Origin of the sequence: Mucilaginibacter jinjuensis, from assembly GCF_028596025.1 — a bacterium.
Lineage (GTDB): Bacteria > Bacteroidota > Bacteroidia > Sphingobacteriales > Sphingobacteriaceae > Mucilaginibacter > Mucilaginibacter jinjuensis.
This window is the reverse complement of the sequence record NZ_CP117167.1, coordinates 1,043,115-1,059,418: the sequence shown is the minus strand read 5'-3', so window position 1 is coordinate 1,059,418 and position 16,304 is coordinate 1,043,115. Positions and strand designations below refer to the sequence as shown.

16 protein-coding genes are annotated in these 16,304 nt (G+C 43.2%); 8 read left to right on the top strand and 8 right to left on the bottom strand.

The window, feature by feature from the left end; genetic code table 11:
* The first annotated feature begins 212 nt into the window (after positions 1 to 212).
* The 8 genes from PQO05_RS04910 (at position 213) to PQO05_RS04875 (ending at position 10,291) form a co-directional block, all read left to right on the top strand.
* Positions 213 to 641: a winged helix-turn-helix transcriptional regulator gene (locus PQO05_RS04910; protein ID WP_273631554.1), complete on the top strand. Its 429-nt coding sequence runs from the start codon at positions 213 to 215 to the stop codon at positions 639 to 641.
* Positions 642 to 802: 161 nt separating this feature from the next.
* Positions 803 to 1,279, top strand: coding sequence for a hypothetical protein (locus PQO05_RS04905; RefSeq protein ID WP_273631553.1), 477 nt, complete (start codon positions 803 to 805; stop codon positions 1,277 to 1,279).
* Positions 1,280 to 2,085: 806 nt separating this feature from the next.
* Positions 2,086 to 3,159, top strand: a complete 1,074-nt coding sequence (locus PQO05_RS04900; RefSeq protein WP_273631552.1) for an aminotransferase class V-fold PLP-dependent enzyme — start codon at positions 2,086 to 2,088, stop codon at positions 3,157 to 3,159.
* A gap of 581 nt (positions 3,160 to 3,740) precedes the next feature.
* Entirely contained in the window at positions 3,741 to 4,310 is a 570-nt protein-coding gene (locus PQO05_RS04895) for a TlpA family protein disulfide reductase (RefSeq protein ID WP_273631550.1), read from the top strand.
* A gap of 140 nt (positions 4,311 to 4,450) precedes the next feature.
* A complete protein-coding gene (locus PQO05_RS04890; protein WP_273631549.1) occupies positions 4,451 to 5,479 on the top strand; it encodes a peroxiredoxin family protein in 1,029 nt (342 codons plus the stop codon).
* A 27-nt stretch (positions 5,480 to 5,506) separates the two neighbouring features.
* Entirely contained in the window at positions 5,507 to 6,922 is a 1,416-nt protein-coding gene (locus PQO05_RS04885; protein ID WP_273631548.1) for a TlpA family protein disulfide reductase, read from the top strand.
* 341 nt (positions 6,923 to 7,263) lie between these two features.
* Positions 7,264 to 8,658 (top strand): DUF418 domain-containing protein, encoded by a 1,395-nt coding sequence (locus PQO05_RS04880; protein WP_273631546.1) that lies wholly within the window; start codon positions 7,264 to 7,266, stop codon positions 8,656 to 8,658.
* Between the two features lie 151 nt (positions 8,659 to 8,809).
* A complete protein-coding gene (locus PQO05_RS04875; RefSeq protein WP_273631545.1) occupies positions 8,810 to 10,291 on the top strand; it encodes an ArnT family glycosyltransferase in 1,482 nt (493 codons plus the stop codon).
* Positions 10,292 to 10,850: 559 nt separating this feature from the next.
* Here the strand turns inward: PQO05_RS04875 and PQO05_RS04870 are convergent.
* Genes PQO05_RS04870 through PQO05_RS04835 form a run of 8 tightly spaced genes read right to left on the bottom strand, consistent with a single transcriptional unit; the run spans position 10,851 to position 16,302 of the window.
* Positions 10,851 to 11,780, bottom strand: a complete 930-nt coding sequence (locus PQO05_RS04870) for an NADP-dependent oxidoreductase (protein ID WP_273631544.1) — start codon at positions 11,778 to 11,780, stop codon at positions 10,851 to 10,853.
* Entirely contained in the window at positions 11,758 to 12,039 is a 282-nt protein-coding gene (locus PQO05_RS04865) for a hypothetical protein (RefSeq protein WP_273631543.1), read from the bottom strand. Before PQO05_RS04865 ends, PQO05_RS04870 begins: the two co-directional genes overlap by 23 nt.
* A 10-nt stretch (positions 12,040 to 12,049) precedes the next feature.
* A complete protein-coding gene (locus PQO05_RS04860; protein ID WP_273631542.1) occupies positions 12,050 to 12,547 on the bottom strand; it encodes a DUF4142 domain-containing protein in 498 nt (165 codons plus the stop codon).
* Positions 12,544 to 13,551: an SDR family oxidoreductase gene (locus PQO05_RS04855; RefSeq protein WP_273631541.1), complete on the bottom strand. Its 1,008-nt coding sequence runs from the start codon at positions 13,549 to 13,551 to the stop codon at positions 12,544 to 12,546. Before PQO05_RS04855 ends, PQO05_RS04860 begins: the two co-directional genes overlap by 4 nt.
* A complete protein-coding gene (locus PQO05_RS04850) occupies positions 13,551 to 13,727 on the bottom strand; it encodes a DUF6496 domain-containing protein (RefSeq protein ID WP_273631539.1) in 177 nt (58 codons plus the stop codon). Before PQO05_RS04850 ends, PQO05_RS04855 begins: the two co-directional genes overlap by 1 nt.
* 7 nt (positions 13,728 to 13,734) lie before the next feature.
* Positions 13,735 to 14,535 carry an SDR family NAD(P)-dependent oxidoreductase gene (locus PQO05_RS04845; protein WP_273631538.1) on the bottom strand — a complete coding sequence of 267 codons (801 nt, stop codon included), beginning with the start codon at positions 14,533 to 14,535 and terminating at the stop codon, positions 13,735 to 13,737.
* A gap of 31 nt (positions 14,536 to 14,566) precedes the next feature.
* Positions 14,567 to 15,421, bottom strand: a complete 855-nt coding sequence (locus PQO05_RS04840) for an SDR family oxidoreductase (RefSeq protein WP_273631537.1) — start codon at positions 15,419 to 15,421, stop codon at positions 14,567 to 14,569.
* Positions 15,418 to 16,302, bottom strand: a complete 885-nt coding sequence (locus tag PQO05_RS04835) for an isocitrate lyase/PEP mutase family protein (RefSeq protein WP_273631536.1) — start codon at positions 16,300 to 16,302, stop codon at positions 15,418 to 15,420. The genes PQO05_RS04840 and PQO05_RS04835 overlap by 4 nt, the downstream gene beginning before the upstream one ends.
* Between the last annotated feature and the right edge of the window lie 2 nt (positions 16,303 to 16,304).

The window sequence follows — 16,304 nt, the reverse complement described above, 5'->3', positions numbered from 1 at the left end:
GCAAGTAAATTTAAAATGGTTTTCCTATTTTTACCGTGCAATGATAAAGCGGGCACCTCGGTAAGATACATTCGGTTACCTGAAAAACCGGTTCGCAGAAGACTGGGATCCAAGGGCAATTAAGTGATTTTCAGCTTTTTGCGAACCTATAAACAGATGTTTTACAGGTGCGTGACCGTAGTTTTATTCAATGACTTATTTTTGTGATCGTTATGAAAGCATTAAGATCTACACGTTGCCCGGTAAGTACCACACTTGATCTCATAGGTGATAAGTGGAGTCTATTGATCATTCGTGATATTATATTTCAGAAAAAGTATACCTATAACGAAATGCTGGAATCAGTGGAGGGTATAGCCACCAATATTCTGGCTAACCGTTTAAAGTTTTTGGAAAAAAATGAACTGATAATCAAAAGAGGTTTGGCTGCGAATAAACTAAAGAAAGAATATGTACTGACTGAGAAAGGGATTAGCATGTTGCCGATCATCGTAGAGATCATTCTTTGGGGTACCGAGCATTTGGTGGAGCAAGAACAGAGCGCTGTTTTTAAAGAAATAAAAAAGAACAAAGCGAAAACACTTAAAAAATATACAGCTTTATTAAAGGAACGACTACATGATGTGCAGCAAAGCAATTAAGACATAGCCGGATCAAACTTTAGTTATTTGAAGGGCATGAAAAGGATCTATGAAATACACCGCGTGCGATGGGACTACCCGGCTATCGCGGAGCCGAAAAAGGAAGATCTGTTCAATACCATTCGTCGTGATGCAAAAAAAAATAGCTATTTAAGGGTCTTATGTGTAATCGTAGTAATGATGCTGGGCGCGATCCAGTTTATCTGGTCAGTAATACTTATCACCTGACAAGGGAGAATTATTTTAAAGAAGTCGCACCCCGGATCGAAACGTTTCCAAAAAGAACCCGCTATCTTCGGTTTCATGAGCAAGTGTTATCGGGCATACTGATGCTCTCCGCCCATTATGCTGCCCGGCAAATTGACAAGACGCTTTTCCTGAAGAAACTGAGAACGCTAGCCATCCGCTCTGATGAACGCTTGCTGGATGAAACCATTGCAGTGCTCGACCGACAACAGCATCGGCTGTATACCAGTGTAAAATCGGTATCGGAAAGTGCTATGCTGGAAAAAAATGATAACGTCTTCAAACCACTCATCATGCCGGATTTCCTGCGCAGCTATCTTTTAATGATTATCCCAAAGCCGGCCGGAAATTTGAGACGAATCTGCGGGAAACACCAGTTACACTCCATATAGGTCGAAAGCCTTTGGAACGCATCCTACGGAACATTTTAGAGAATAGGGATTACGTCTGAAGAACGGAGCACAGGTGCAAATGTTGACACAGCGAATCCGACTTGCTTTTGTATTTATATCAGCACAGCGGTCAATTGATCAAAGAGAACAGATCATTCAGGAATTGTGGAAAGAAAATGATTTTTTTTGGCAGAAGCATGGATGTTTTTGTTACCCGCCTGCGAAAATACCTGGCTGCAGATCCGCGAATACGATCGAAAGTGTCTGTGTGGGTATCGACTATCAGTTCATCGCCGAATAGACAGGCATCTCAAACGACATTAAGCATGTCTTTGATCCCTGTAAGTCATTTATTGCAATACATTATAATACTATTTCATCAACACAATTTGACCTCGCCTGAATGTTCGATACTTTTATAACCCACCTCAAAAATAATATAAGCTTTTCTTACGACGAAATAGAAATGATACGAGCTGTCGCTGTACTTAAGAAAATGCAAAGGCATCAATATTTACTGCACAAGAATGAGGTCTGGAAATATAGCGCATCTATAGTATTCCAATACTTACAGTAAAAGATCCCGCGAAAACGCCGACAATATTAAACGATGAAGTAAGATCGATATTGAGTTGGTTGGAAAGTACGATGGTGGCATGTTCACCTAAGCATAAGGGAGATTTGTCGTCTAGATTGATTTAATTTCATATGGCTTTCCGTCAACAGAAGGAAATGAATGACTTCGTATAAAATCATCATCTAAAGAATTAAAGAAATTTCTTTCCTTTTAATATTTAATTTTACGCATGGATTTTTCAGATCAATTTCCGGTACTCAAGAAATGCACATACTTAAATACAGCTAATTCGGGAATACTTTCGAACGACTTATCTGCCTGGCGAACTGCACACGACGAGGACTTTTTATTAACAGGAAGTCTCTTTCGTTCAAATAAAGATGAATTCCTGCAAACGGGCCGAAATACTATTGCTGACTTTTTTAATTGCTATGTCGGCCGTACTTATCTTGTCCCTAATTTTTCACATGGATTTAATGTGCTACTGGCAGGCCTTGACCAGCCGAAACATTTTCTGTTATTAAAAGAAGATTATCCATCTATTAGCTATCCGGTCAGGAGTAGAGGACATCAGTATTCCTATATAGAGATCGATGCGCAATTAGAAGTAAATATATTAGATACTGTCGAACGTCTTAAGCCTGATATACTGGCGTTAAGCCTAGTACAGTACTCCAATGGAATAAAGATCGATCTCGATTTTTTAAGACTGTTAAAAGTGAAGTATCCCGAATTGATTATTGTTGCGGACGGGACACAATTTTGCGGTACCGCTCCTTTTGACTTCGAAAATTCGGGCATTGACGTACTGATAGCCAGCGGCTATAAATGGTTGTTGGGTGGATACGGTAACGGTTTCGTACTATTGACAAAACAAGCCAGCGAAAAACTTTATATAAATGAAAAAAGAGCTTCACTGCCTGCCGAAGGGTTTTTGAATAATCGAAATACATTATCATTGTATTTTGAACCAGGGCACCTTGATACCTTAAACTTTGGCTCGTTATTTAATGCGGTGACCTATTTACAAGATCTGGGAATTGAAAATGTCGCTAACAGAATCTGTCAGGTTGCTTTTAAAGCAAGGCAGGCATTCATAGATCGCGATTTATTATCAGCTGCAGTAAAAAACCGTAAAGACCATTCAAATATTTTTAATCTGATGCTGCCATCAAGTATTATCAGGGAACTGCAGGGCCAAAATATCATTTTCTCTTCCAGAGGAATGGGCATAAGAGTTTCTTTCCATTTTTACAATTCTGAACAGGATCTCAAAAAGCTATTAGAAATAATTGATCGTTAATGACTTATTTATAATTCATGAATTTGTCATCTACCGTTTTAGATCGGTACCTGCTGCGCGCTAAAGCGATCGGGAGATGGTTCAATGGTTTGTTCGGTTCTTATAATAAATGTGTATTAAAATGCCGCCGGCTATAATAAACACTTGTTACCGGATCGCACTTGATCATCATTAACATTTCATTAACGCTTCATTAACTTATTTCCCATCAATCAGCCAGTAGCTTTGGCTGAATATAACGGCCTGCTGATAGTGGTTATTGCCGTTGGTTAATTGATGTAAAAATGAAAATCTCAACTGGCAAGCATCTGTTTGCTATTTTATCAGTATTGAAGGTGGCCGGTGCGCAACCAAACAAGGCCCCCTGCTTTTGCTTAGATCACTTTCAAGACAATGACCGCTCGCGGGTCAGGATCTTCTCGTTTCATCTTCCAAATTTTTAATTTTCTTAATGAACACATCAGTTCAGGTAAAGCATTCAGAGTGGTTTATCTATAAATGCATCTTTTAAACCCGAGTTAAAACCTTCCTGTATTAATCGGTCTCTCAATCAAATAGATATTAAATAATCGAAATACAATATGAAATATCTTTTCTTTTATGGGTTTGTATTGGCGTCCAAAATTCTTTTTAGAAGGTCAGCTCACGCGCCTGTTATGCCAGCTGACACCATTCCGTTCAATCAGGCAGCCCCGGATTTCAGTTTGAAAGACTTCAATGGTAAAACAGTGTTTCTATCATCCTTTAAGGGCAAGGTCGTCATTCTTTATTTCTGGGCCACCTGGTGTGGCCCTTGTCACGAGAACTTTCTGGTCATGCAGAAAGCGGTCACCCATTATAAGTCTGATAAGAAAGTAGTTTTTTTGTTTATCGACACCAAGGAACGATCGGAAGAGTATGTTCGCCTGGCTAAGGAGGATATGGCAAAGCTCCAATACAATTTCCAAGTTTTATTTAATGAGAAAGGCGCAGATGGAAAGCAAAACAAGTACTCTAAAATTTTCGGCATATCAGGTATTCCTACAGAGTTCATCCTGGATAGTAAAGGTATAATCAAACATAGATCGGACGGATACGATCCGGAACTGAATAACGACCAACGTGCTGAAGAGTTGATCAAACAGATTGAATTGGTAAAAACCTCTCTATAAACACGAATTATACTGATCAAATAGCTCCCATGAAACGTATATTAAAACCTAGGCTTTGTATTTCGGTCTTCATGATTATGATCTCATGCAGTAACAGCGACATATTTTCGATCAAAGGCAGGATTGTAAACAGTGGTAAAATGAGAAAGGTTTACCTGCTGAAGGCTGACAGTACCGGCATTCAGATCACAGATTCCACTAATCTTAGTGAAAATAATGAGTTCATTTTTCGTGGGGCGACCATCTATCCGAATCTTTATAAAATAAGGGTAGGCGGTTTACTCTTTGACCTGATCGCTAAAAATGGCGACCAGATTCGGTTTCAAACAAATCTTAAAGATGTCGGACATCGCACGTCGATTGAGGGTTCACCCGAAAGTTTGCAGTTGCAGAAATGGGACCGCCTCAACGATCATTATGCCGGGCAAAATCAGGAACTGCTGGTTTACTATCAAGACGAATTGCGGCAACCAGATAAAAACAAAGATTCGCTATTAAAGTTCTATACGCCGGTTTATCAAAAAACAGCCAGCAAGTTTGCTGAAAAAACTTTGGAATTTGCGCTTAGCCACAAAACGTCTTTGGCGGGTTTTTATGCGGTTTTATCATTGAACCGCAAACAATACGAGTCACAACTCATCACCTATGCAGAAGCAATCAGACATAATTTTGACGGCAACCCAGCGGTGCGTGCTTTTGTCAAAGAAATGGAAGCCGTCAAGCCGGTGTCCATCGGTCAAAAAGCGCCGGAATTTACATCAGCAAGCATAGCTTCTGAACAGGTAAAGCTTTCTGGGTTTAAAAGTAAATACGTCATGGTAGATTTTTGGGCTTCCTGGTGTCCGCCCTGCCGGCATGAAAATCCTAACATAGTCAGACTCTACGGCCGCTATCACCCTAAAGGACTGCAGTTATTAGGTGTTTCATTGGATACTGCGGCCAAAGACTGGCAAAGAGCAATCAATTCGGATCACCTGGTGTGGACACAGGTCTCCGACCAGGCAAGATTTGATGGCCCAGCCGAAAATCTTTACCATATCGAAGAGATCCCGTCCAATTTCATTATTGATCCCCGGGGTGTCATCGTCGCCAAGAATTTATTCGGTAAGGAACTGGAAGTTTTTCTCCGTAAAACATTTGATACCTACTCCATTACCACTATTTTATAACAAAAAAAGCTAACCCATTAACCTTTTATGAAAATAATTTTTGTTACCCTGCTAATGATAATCGGCCTGAGCCCCGTTTTTGCCCAGAGCAATGCCAATTTTCAGGCCAGTCTTGCTTCAGACTTTGACGCACTGAAAAACGAATCCAATCCAAAGATTCTGCAGCAAAAGATCAATAGGTTAACGCACAGCAAAAATGAAAAAGATTGGATAACTGTCATTCATTATTATGATGCGACCGGTCAGCTCAACCGGAAGGAATCTCTGGAAAACGAATTATTCAAAAGGTTTCCCCACGGCAACTATGCGCTCTTTAACGCGTTGGTTCATATTAAATATGGGAAGAATGGCGACGCTATGGAAAAGATCCTGGCAAAAATGAAAACAAACTTTCCGCATATAGCCGTTAGCGACCTTGACGGCGCGGAAAATATGATCGCCATTCAATATGCAGAGGAACGAAATACGGTCAGGTCGCTGCTGCATTTAAACCGAATCAAAATTCATCCCAGCGTGCTTATTATCGCAAATGATTTGCTAAAATACGATGCAGCGGCAGCGGCAAAGGTCGTTAAGCAGGCAATGGATCGTAACGAAACGATGCCGGCAGACAGCGGCAATAAAGCCATGTATAACCAGTTCTGCTCCCTTTACAGTAAAATTCAAATCAAACTTGGCCATAATGAAGAGGCGCTACGCTATGCAAAGATAGCCTATGACGACCGTTCCGGCGATGACGTAAGCGACGGGGTTGCGTCCTATGCTTACCTCCTAAGTACGAACGGACAATACCGGGAAGCATTACCGATCCTAAGAAAATTATTTATAGCCGGCGAGTCAAATGAACAGTTGAATGATCGGCTCCGGCTCTCCTATGAAAAGCTAAATCCCGGCAAGGACGGTAAAGTCTATCTGGCAGGTATCCAGGATTCCTTAATCAATGCACTGGAGGAGGATCTGACAAAGACGATGTTAAATGATAAGGCACCGGATTTTTATGTAACCGATAGCTCGGGAAAAAAAGTTTCCTTGTCAGATTTTAAAGGGAAAACGGTTATTCTTGATTTTTGGGCAACCTGGTGTGCTCCTTGCAAGGCCTCATTTCCAGCTATGCAATTAGCAGTAAACAAATATAAAAACGATCCGCAGGTTAAGTTTTTATTTATCCATACCAGGGAAACCAGTACAACGCCATTGGCGGACGCTAAAAACTACCTGTTGGCCAATGACTACCATTTGCCGCTTTATATGGATATAAAAGCCCCCTTAACCCATACAAACCCGGCATTTTCCGCACTGAATCTACAATTCATACCGGCTAAATTAGTCATTGATGGTAACGGGGTGATTCGCTTTCAGCTAATTGGTTTTGGTGCCGAAAAAGACGAGGCACATGTAAATATACTTTCGGCTATGATAGAACTGGCTAAGAAAAGTTCTTAACCTCTTACGCTACCTACGTCAATCGCCAAGAAAGAAGCTAAAGGATCATTGATCCGTAAAACTTGTTTAAACATGTTTATCATCTCTTTGTTTTTTTCAAAAAAAATCTACTGGTACAGGGCAGATTTTCCGGGGGATAAATTTAACCTGGGAATATCGGCCAAGGCAACAATTTTTAGAGCAACGGGCGTCCGAAGTAAATTGACTGCTCTTGGCTGAATCAACCTATTTTGAATAAGAGCCGCCTTCAGCAGGCGCTCACCATAACTTGTATTTCGAGAATCGCGAAGGAAACAGAAGCCCGCCTGTTTCTCTTGAAATAACCTTAAAGTGAACATAAAATGAATCAAAACAAAGTACTTTTGTCTGTAATCGATATTACTCAGCAATCAATTTCCAATAATGAGAATGTTCCCGGAGCACGACCGGCACAAGACGGGCCCGCCGATCCTGAATATCGTGTAGTTTCCCTTGACATACTTCGGGGGGGTGCGGTATTGGGTATTTTACTTTTGAACATTTATGACTTTGCTTCGCCTTCACTTTTATTCGACGTTCCTGTCGGTTTGCTTAAGCCGGCCTTTACCGGTTGGCACGCAGGTGTAGATAACATTATTCTTTGGCTAACCTGGTTCTTTGCAGAAGGAAAAATGCGTAGCCTTTTCTCGATTCTTTTCGGTGCCGGCGTGATACTGCTCACGGAACGCTATGAAAAAAAGGGACGATCAGGCCAAGCTGCAATTATTTTCTACCGCCGTAATTTATGGCTTCTTATCATCGGCCTTTGTCACGGATTTCTTTTGTTTGCTGGTGATATATTGGTCGATTATTCCCTTTTGGCCATGTTGTTTCTTTTCTTCCTGCGAGGTCTGAAAGCGCGCACCCTTCTTATTACCGGCACAGTCGTTTGGCTTGCATTTGGAACGGCGGGACTCTTTAACTCATTTGGAATAGCTGGAACTCTGCGTGCTGGTACAGAACTGAAGGACGCGCAACAAGCTGGCTCTCATGCCACAGCTGAGCAAAGGGCGATGATCATCAAGGCTGCTAGGGACGACCAAACCGCAATCGAAGGTTTACGGCAACAGATCAAGGCCGGGCATGCGCGTTATTGGGAAGGACGAGTTGACCGGATCAATAATGAACTTGGTTTCCTTTTGCTGAAGAGCAGCGGACTGTTTGTATCTTATCTCGGAGCTATGATTTTTGGAATGGGACTTTATAAAACAGGATTTCTCAATAATCAGCTGCCACCCTCGCGGTATTTAGTGATCATGGTAATTGGATATGTCATTACATTCTCCATCACAGGACCCGGCTTATGGAAACTCCAACATACTGGTTATTCACCTGTGACTTTCGCACAATGGTTATGGATGCCTTATTGCCTACAGGTTGCCGCAGGCACATTGGCGAATCTTTCATTTGTGTTATTAATACTAAAGATTAAGTTCTTTAAAAAGTTCTTCTTTCCATTGGCGGCTGTAGGACGTATGGCGCTTAGCAATTATATACTTACCAGTATAATCTGTGGTTGGGTATTTTCATGGGGGCCGCTAAAATTATATGGTGACATAGAGTTTTATCAGTGGTATGTTATTGTTGCTGGAATATGGTGTATTAACCTGGTGTTTAGCTTAACCTGGCTAAAGTACTTTCGATTTGGGCCGATTGAATGGGTTTGGAGGTCATTAACTTATTGGGAACTTGAACGCATGAAAATTCATCGTCATTAAGTACTTTACTGATGACTGCGGTTTGCTCCTATTGGTTTTTGATGCGGTTTTAAAGAAAACATTTGCAGCTATTTATAATAATCCAATGTTTAAACTCCTGTTGACTTGTAGCCGTGGGCTAACTGAAGCGCCTTTGACCTTAATTGATTAAATGAAAAATACGATTGAATTATCTAAGCTTTCTCCATTACAAATCATCATTGTTTTTTTTGTACTGCAATTAGTTGTCACTCTACTCAGCAACGGCTTTGTTTTATCGTTCGATGAATCGGTATGGCATTACATCGGCAGAAATTGGTTTAGAAACGGATTAGTTCCATATTCGGGAGGAGCAGATAATAAGTCGCCATTTATATTTGTGATCTACGGTTTATCGGACCAGTTATTTGGGGTGAATTACTGGTTCGTGAGAATAACGGGTACTTTATGCCAATCTATTGGTATATATTATGTTTATAAAATTACAAAAACATTGTCCAGTCACGAGATTGGCCTGGTGGCTATTTCTTTTTATGGATTGTCTTTGTTATGGCATTCGACAGGCGGTGTGTATGTGGCGTTTACAGAAACATTTGAAGTGATGTTTTTAGTCATCGCTTTATACCAATTCTTGACTGCATGTTTAATAAAAGAGTTAATCATCAGCGGACTTGTAGGCGGAATTGCCATTGATTTTCGTTTGACCGCTGCATTTGGAATTCTTTCTATGTTCGTTGTGCTTATCAGGCGCAAGCAGTTAAACGAATGCTTTTACCTTTTGCTGGGCACATTAAGTGGCTTGTTCATCTTATTAGGCTTTTGCCTTCTCGCAGGAATAGATCTAAGCCAATTAGGAACTAATGCCTTGACAGACAACTTTGGGAAGGGGGGCGTCACATCACACTCACTTAAATATGAGACGGAAAATCTGCTTGACAAATTTATTTTCTCACCAATGTTTTTATTTTACCCGCTTACCCTGGTGTATGTATTGGTGATGAAACAACTTGATATTTTTGTATTGTGGTGTATTTCCACATTTGTTGCTATTTCGATTATCGGTCTTTTCGATGTTGTTCACCTAAAAGACATATTGCCTTCTTTGTCGATTATGAACGCTATTGCCGTAGCTAAGTTAATCGAAAGGTACAAGCACCGTGTTTCATTTAACTTCATTTTAGTGTCTGTTTGGGTAATTTTCTTTCCGATGTTAAAGGAGCCTTTTTACAACTTACAGCTACTATTGGGTCATGACGACAAAAAAATCGCATATAACGTAAAACCTTATGTTAACCCAAGTGAAAGTGACCGTAAATTACTTGGAGAATGGGTGAAGAAGAATACTAAGAGTACCGATTTTGTTTTTGTCCATGGCTATGGAACACAGATACAAGCCTATTCAGAAAGAATTTCACCAACCATCTATTTTTTTAGTGTAATCCAAACGCCACAGGCGAAAGCTCGGTTACGCAATGATCTGGCCCTAAACAAACCTGAAATGATTTTAATACCTATGTTCCCGCAATACGTAAGCCTTGTAAGTTCGGATACAAGAAAATTCGTAAATGAAATGTTGATCAGAGATTATTACCTTGAGAGGTCGCTTTATAATTACAAGATTTATCGACGGGTGCATCATTATAAACACCATTGATGATACAGCATCAACATATCATATTTGTACCTGAACGTTGATCTAAGGGCCAAACGTATTTGCCCTGTCCGGGATTGGGAAAGCCGGATAAAGTTTCAGATCAATGAACCGCTTAAATAAAATCTTAAATTAAAACATGTTGTCTCATACCGTATATTTTTTCAAATATCGTGCGTGATATTCTGATAGACCACAAAAACACAAACTCTGTATCCTTTATAATTTCTTAATATTGGTTTAATACCTTTATCGAATACTGCAGAAGCATATAACTTCAATTTTTCAGAAAATTGTGAAAGAAATCTCGGATGCCGAACTTATAACTTATTAAAGCGTCAAATCCTGATCCTTTTGTTGAGTTGCATCACCATTTATGGAATTCTTTGTACATGATTACCTATAAAAATTGGCAATAAGCGGCGTTCATATTTGGGGAGATATTATAACAACCGGCGAGCTCATTCAAATCCGGCAATTTGTTCCATGTCTGTTTACGTAACCTCACCGCTCGCGGATATCTAGCACATAGGCCGGAAGGCCCTCTATTTTAGTCAGCATATTAAACGACTTTAATAACGATTTTACCTCGTGTGTTGCCTTCAGCGCTTAACATTTCGGCTTTTCTGGCACCTTCCAGGCTAAGCACACTTGATACGACCGGATTAACGATGCCCTGATCGATCAGATCTGCAATTTGCTCCAGATCCTCAGGATAAGATTGCGCTGTAAAACCTGCCAGTTGGATCTGCTTTTTTTTAGCTTCATCTTTGAATTGCGGCATAATCGTGGTAATTAAACGACCACCGGGTTTGATCACCTGAAGGGAGCGCTGCTGTGTATCTTTTCCGATCAGATCAAATACCAGATCGATGTCGCTCACTTTTTCTTCAAAGCTTTCTTCCTTATAGTTGATGGCCTCATCGGCCCCTAACTGCTTAATAAAGCTAAGATTTTCACCTGAACCTGTTCCAATGACATAGGCACCTTTCCATTTAGCAAATTGCACGGCAAAGCTGCCAACGCCACCGGACGCCGCATGGATCAATACGCGTTGGCCTTTTTCCAGTTTGCCGAATTTAAAAAGCCCCTGCCAGGCCGTTAAGCCGGCCAGTGGAACCGCTGCGGCATTGACGTGATCAATGCTTTTAGGTTTTAATGCAATCTGATCGGCTTTAATAACTAAATACTCGGCAAATGCGCCATTGATGGTAGGGAAAGGTCTTCCGTAAACTTCGTCACCGATACTGAAATTGCGCACCTGGTTACCGGCCTGCTCAATTACGCCCGAAACGTCCCAGCCGATAGTCAATGGGAATTTAGTGGGGAACTTTTCCTGTGCCTCGCCTGCCACAATTTTTTGATCGACAGGGTTAACCGCACTTGCGTATACTTTGATCAAGACCTCATCGGCCGCCGGTTGCGGAATGGCTATATCTTCCAGCTCCAATACCTCGGGGCTGCCAAATTCATGAATTCTTACTGCTTTCATCGTCGTGTTGATTTAGTTTATTCGCCACGGTCTTTAAACAGGCAATATCCTCGCCTTTGTGAAGGTGCCGGTTGGGATGTTTTACGTCGACGTTGTCAGCCGGTTCACCAGTGGCTTCGTCTATATATTCAGACCTGATCTCGTTTTCCCTTTCCGGATCGGTACCGGCAAAGGCCTCGTTCAAACCTTCGCTCTCGCGGCCATTGCCTGATGGCTTACCTTTTCTTGGAAAATCATTTACTTTTTCCCGCTCTGCCATGATCGTTGTTTTAAAGTTGTTTGCTAATTGTTTTAATCTCCTCCAAATGATGCTTTAGCGTAGGAAGCATTTGCTGCGCCCAGGCCCTCACCGCCGGGTCTTTGCCATTGACGGCATAGTTCTGGAACACCTCTACTGCATTTTCATGGCCACTCACCATACCGTGTACATACAACTGATCAAAATTGCTCCCGGCATTTTTCAGGTTCAGGTCCGGCTGTAACCCACCCGTAGCTGCAGAAGGTAAGCTAATACCCCTGCTTTTGGCAAGCTGCAACAATTGTTGTTCTGCATCGCCATGATCTTTAACCATCATCCTTCCGAAAGCTTTTACATCGGGCCGGGACGCTTTTTGTATGGCAATCTGTCCCGAACTTACTTCCTGCAGGTTTTTAATACTGGCTACGATCAGAAAATGTTTCGCAGTCGTATCCGGGTCGGGTTGAGGGATCTGGGCTTTGGCAACCGCGCCAAAACCCAGCAGGATCAATAAAATCGCTTTTCTCATGGTTGTCCTACGCCTCCTGATGAACCGTAAACCTGCCCACTGGCAAAGCTTGCATCGGCAGCAGCCAGTTGTACATAAATCGATGCTAACTCAGCGGGTTGTCCCGGCCTGCCCAACATCGTCCAGCTGCCGAACATCTGCTGCTTTTCGGGCTGTGCCCCGCCGCTGATCTGCAAGGCCGTCCAGATCGGGCCTGGCGCTACGCCATTTACGCGGATGCCTTTTGGCCCTAACTGTTTGGCCAGCGATTTTACATAGTTCATCGTCGCGGCTTTGGTTTGTGCATAGGCATACAGATCGGGCGAAGGATCGTAGGCCTGTTCAGAAGTTGTGCCGATGATGGCTGATCCTGGCGGCAAATGCGGCAAGGCTTCGCGAATGATCCAAAACGGAGCGTAGATATTCGTTTTCATGGTCGAATCAAACTCTTCCGTCGTAACGTCCACTATCGAATTAATGGATTGCTGACGGCCTGCATTGTTTACGATAATATCCAGCCCACCTAAACCGGCAAGCGCTTTTTGAACCAATGACTTGCAAAAATTTTCGCTGCGCAGGTCGCCCGGAATGGCTATCGCTTTACGGCCTTCTTTTTTGATCAGCGCGATCACTTCCTGTGCATCCTGTTCCTCCGATGGATAATAATTAATCGCCACATCGGCACCTTCGCGGGCATAGGCAATGGCTGCTGCACGTCCCATGCCGGAGTCGCCGCCTGTAATGAGTGCTTTTCTACCCTGTAAACGGCCTGAGCCTTTATAACTTGTTTCACCACAATCCGGAACCGGGTCCATTTTGCTTTGCAATCCCGGCCAGGGTTGGGGCTGGCTTCTAAACGGTGGTTTAGGGTGCAGGGTGGTTGGATCGCTGATTTTTGCTTCCATACTGTTGTTATGATTGTTTGTCGGTGGTCCCGCCAAGACGGGTGATACTGCCGCTGCCGCAAGCGTCGCGCCTAAACCGGTCACCACCTGGCGCCGGGTCATTTTTTTATCGTCTTCCATCAGTCTTTCTTTTTGGGTGCTTTAGCGCCTGCCTTACGGGCTTCTGACAAACCGATGGCGATAGCCTGTTTCTTACTGGTTACTTTTTTTCCGCTTCCGCTTTTCAAGGTGCCTTCTTTTTCCTCGCGTAAAGCCTTATGGACCTTGTCCTGTGCTTTTTCTGAATATTTTGCCATCGTGATTTTAGTTGTGTTGTTGTCCTTGCTCTACCGGTTTTTGTTGTTCGTACATCTGGTGTGCTACGGCGCTGTCTGGCATCAAATTGGCAGCATTTACCTCCAGTTTATTTTTGAAACCTGCGATGACGCGGTCTTTGCCTGCCATCAGTGCTTCATAACCATCTTTGGCTACATCCGCTGCATTGGAAAGTGCATCTTTGTCCTGTACAACTTTACTTTCCTGCATACCCGCCTTGTTAAAGAAATCGGTATCTGTTGCACCTGGCATCAGGGCAGTCAGCGTTACGCCGCTGTCTTTTACCTCTTCACGGACCGCCGTGGTAAATGAAAGCACAAATGCTTTGGTGGCATGATACACCGCCTGCCACGGACCCGGAAGCTTCCCGGCTACTGATCCCAGGTTAAGGATTTTACCTTCACCACGGGATACCATTTCTTTTAGAAAGTGTTTAGTCAGGATGACGGTCGAGCAGATATTCAGGTGGATGATCCCCAGTTCGCGTTCCAGCTCGTTATCTGTAAATAATCCGTAAACTCCCTGACCGGCATCGTTTACCAATACATCTATCGGGAGGTTCACTTCATCGCAAAGCGCTTTCGCTTCTTCCATTTTAGAAAGATCTTTAGCAATAGTTTTGACCTGTGTTCCCGATGAACCAAGTTCAGCTGCGGTGCTGTCGAGCTCACCCTGATCACGTGCTACGATGAGCAGGTTGTAACCATCTTTTGCAAACAGCTTTGCCAGTTCTTTGCCGATACCGCTTGTCCCGCCGGTTATCAGCGCCCATTTTCCTGTGTTTTCCATGTTTGATGTTTTTATAGGTAGATTGTTTGTTTTAACCGTTTACTACTTCCCCACCGTTGACGTGAATAACCTGGCCTGTGATAAACGAGGCATCTTCAGAAGCCAGGAATACGTAGGCTGGCCCCAGTTCTGATGGTTGTCCTGCCCGCTTCATGGCCGTCTCGCTCCCAAAGCTTTTGATTTTTTCTTCGTCGAAGGAAGATACGATCAGCGGTGTCCACACCGGTCCTGGTGCTACCGCGTTGACACGGATTCCTTTGTCGGTAAGATTGGTTGCCAATGAGCGGGTAAAGGTGGTGATGGCACCTTTGGTCGATGAATAATCGATCAGGGATGGTGATGAGCGGTAAGCCGTTACCGAAGTCGTATTGATAATACAGTCTCCGGCCTTCAGGTATTCCAATGCGGCCTCTGCAAAATAGAAGTATGCGAATATATTCGTCTGAAAAGTGGTCTCCAGTTGTTCCTTGTCAATGGCCTTAACGTCCTTTTGCGGGAACTGCATTCCGGCATTGTTCACCAGGATATTCAGCTTACCAAATTCCTTTACTGCTTTTTCTACCGCATTCCTGCAGAATGAGTCCTTTTTAACGTCACCTTTGATGAGCAGGCATTTACCTCCGGCAGCTTCCACCAGGTTTTTGGTGGTTTCCGCATCCTGGTCTTCATCGAGGTAGACAATGGCGATATCTGCCCCCTCTTCAGCAAAGTGGATACTGACAGCCCGGCCGATGCCACTGTCGCCACCTGTGATCAGGGCAACCTTGCCGCTTAACTTTCCGGCTGCCTTGTAGCTTTCTTTGATATATTCCGGTGCCGGGTCCATTTCCGCTTCAATACCCGGCTGTTTATTTTGCTTTTTTGGTGTTTTTTCTTTGGTGATCATATTGATTTCCCTTCAAATTTTTCTTCAATCTGCTTCCAGTAAGGCAGATCTACGATGTTCATAAATTCGTCCATATTAATGGATGCGCTTTTTGTGGGTTTGCCGTGTTTTAAGTTTTCCAATGCACGCTGGAGCGTATACACGATCTGAAAGATCAAAGTAGTTGGATATAATACCATACTGAATCCTATATCCTTTAAGTCTTTTGGAGAAACCCAGGGCGTTTTGCCGCCATCTTCCAGTATGCTGGTTGCCAGAGGAACGCCGTTTAAAGCTTTACCGATCTGCTCCAGTTGGTCCAGGGTTTGCGGGCCTTCGAGATAGGCCCCGTCTGCACCCGCATCGAGATATGCTTTTGCGCGGTCAATGGCATTTTCCAAACCCTCGGGATCAATAGCGTCTGTCCGGGCCAGAATGAAAAAATCATAGCGTTCGCGGGCAGCTACGGCGGCCTTGATCTTTTGGATCATTTCTCGGGTTCTAATGACTTTCTTGTCGTCCATGTGCCCGCATTTTTTCGGCGGTTTTTGGTCTTCCATAAAAATGGCGGAAGCTCCCAGACTGATGTACTCCTGGACCGTGCGGGTAACATTTTTCACATCGCCATACCCATCGTCAATATCAACCAATACCGGAAGTGGCGATGCATTCATGATCCATTCAGCAGAAAACTTCTTCTCACCGAACTTTTCGAGATCAACGTCGGGGATGGCGTGTGTAGCGCCAGACAAAGCATATCCGCCGATCTGGTAAGCATCGAAACCGGCCAGTTCAATAAGCCTTGCCGTTAGCGCATCATGTGCCACAGGTAATTGTACTGGCTGATCAGCACCCGCCAGCATCGCTTTCCAGCTTTTCCGTTTGGTGAGGGTATGTTTCATGG

What these genes read in the sequence shown, in the direction of transcription:
- PQO05_RS04910 (WP_273631554.1), top strand. Translation starts at nt 213, where the DNA reads ATGAAAGCATTAAGATCTACACGTTGCCCGGTAAGTACCACACTTGAT.
- PQO05_RS04905 (WP_273631553.1), top strand. Translation starts at nt 803, where the DNA reads ATGTGTAATCGTAGTAATGATGCTGGGCGCGATCCAGTTTATCTGGTC.
- PQO05_RS04900 (WP_273631552.1), top strand. Translation starts at nt 2,086, where the DNA reads ATGGATTTTTCAGATCAATTTCCGGTACTCAAGAAATGCACATACTTA.
- PQO05_RS04895 (WP_273631550.1), top strand. Translation starts at nt 3,741, where the DNA reads ATGAAATATCTTTTCTTTTATGGGTTTGTATTGGCGTCCAAAATTCTT.
- PQO05_RS04890 (WP_273631549.1), top strand. Translation starts at nt 4,451, where the DNA reads ATGAGAAAGGTTTACCTGCTGAAGGCTGACAGTACCGGCATTCAGATC.
- PQO05_RS04885 (WP_273631548.1), top strand. Translation starts at nt 5,507, where the DNA reads ATGAAAATAATTTTTGTTACCCTGCTAATGATAATCGGCCTGAGCCCC.
- PQO05_RS04880 (WP_273631546.1), top strand. Translation starts at nt 7,264, where the DNA reads ATGAATCAAAACAAAGTACTTTTGTCTGTAATCGATATTACTCAGCAA.
- PQO05_RS04875 (WP_273631545.1), top strand. Translation starts at nt 8,810, where the DNA reads ATGAAAAATACGATTGAATTATCTAAGCTTTCTCCATTACAAATCATC.
- PQO05_RS04870 (WP_273631544.1), bottom strand. Translation starts at nt 11,780, where the DNA reads ATGAAAGCAGTAAGAATTCATGAATTTGGCAGCCCCGAGGTATTGGAG.
- PQO05_RS04865 (WP_273631543.1), bottom strand. Translation starts at nt 12,039, where the DNA reads ATGGCAGAGCGGGAAAAAGTAAATGATTTTCCAAGAAAAGGTAAGCCA.
- PQO05_RS04860 (WP_273631542.1), bottom strand. Translation starts at nt 12,547, where the DNA reads ATGAGAAAAGCGATTTTATTGATCCTGCTGGGTTTTGGCGCGGTTGCC.
- PQO05_RS04855 (WP_273631541.1), bottom strand. Translation starts at nt 13,551, where the DNA reads ATGGAAGACGATAAAAAAATGACCCGGCGCCAGGTGGTGACCGGTTTA.
- PQO05_RS04850 (WP_273631539.1), bottom strand. Translation starts at nt 13,727, where the DNA reads ATGGCAAAATATTCAGAAAAAGCACAGGACAAGGTCCATAAGGCTTTA.
- PQO05_RS04845 (WP_273631538.1), bottom strand. Translation starts at nt 14,535, where the DNA reads ATGGAAAACACAGGAAAATGGGCGCTGATAACCGGCGGGACAAGCGGT.
- PQO05_RS04840 (WP_273631537.1), bottom strand. Translation starts at nt 15,421, where the DNA reads ATGATCACCAAAGAAAAAACACCAAAAAAGCAAAATAAACAGCCGGGT.
- PQO05_RS04835 (WP_273631536.1), bottom strand. Translation starts at nt 16,302, where the DNA reads ATGAAACATACCCTCACCAAACGGAAAAGCTGGAAAGCGATGCTGGCG.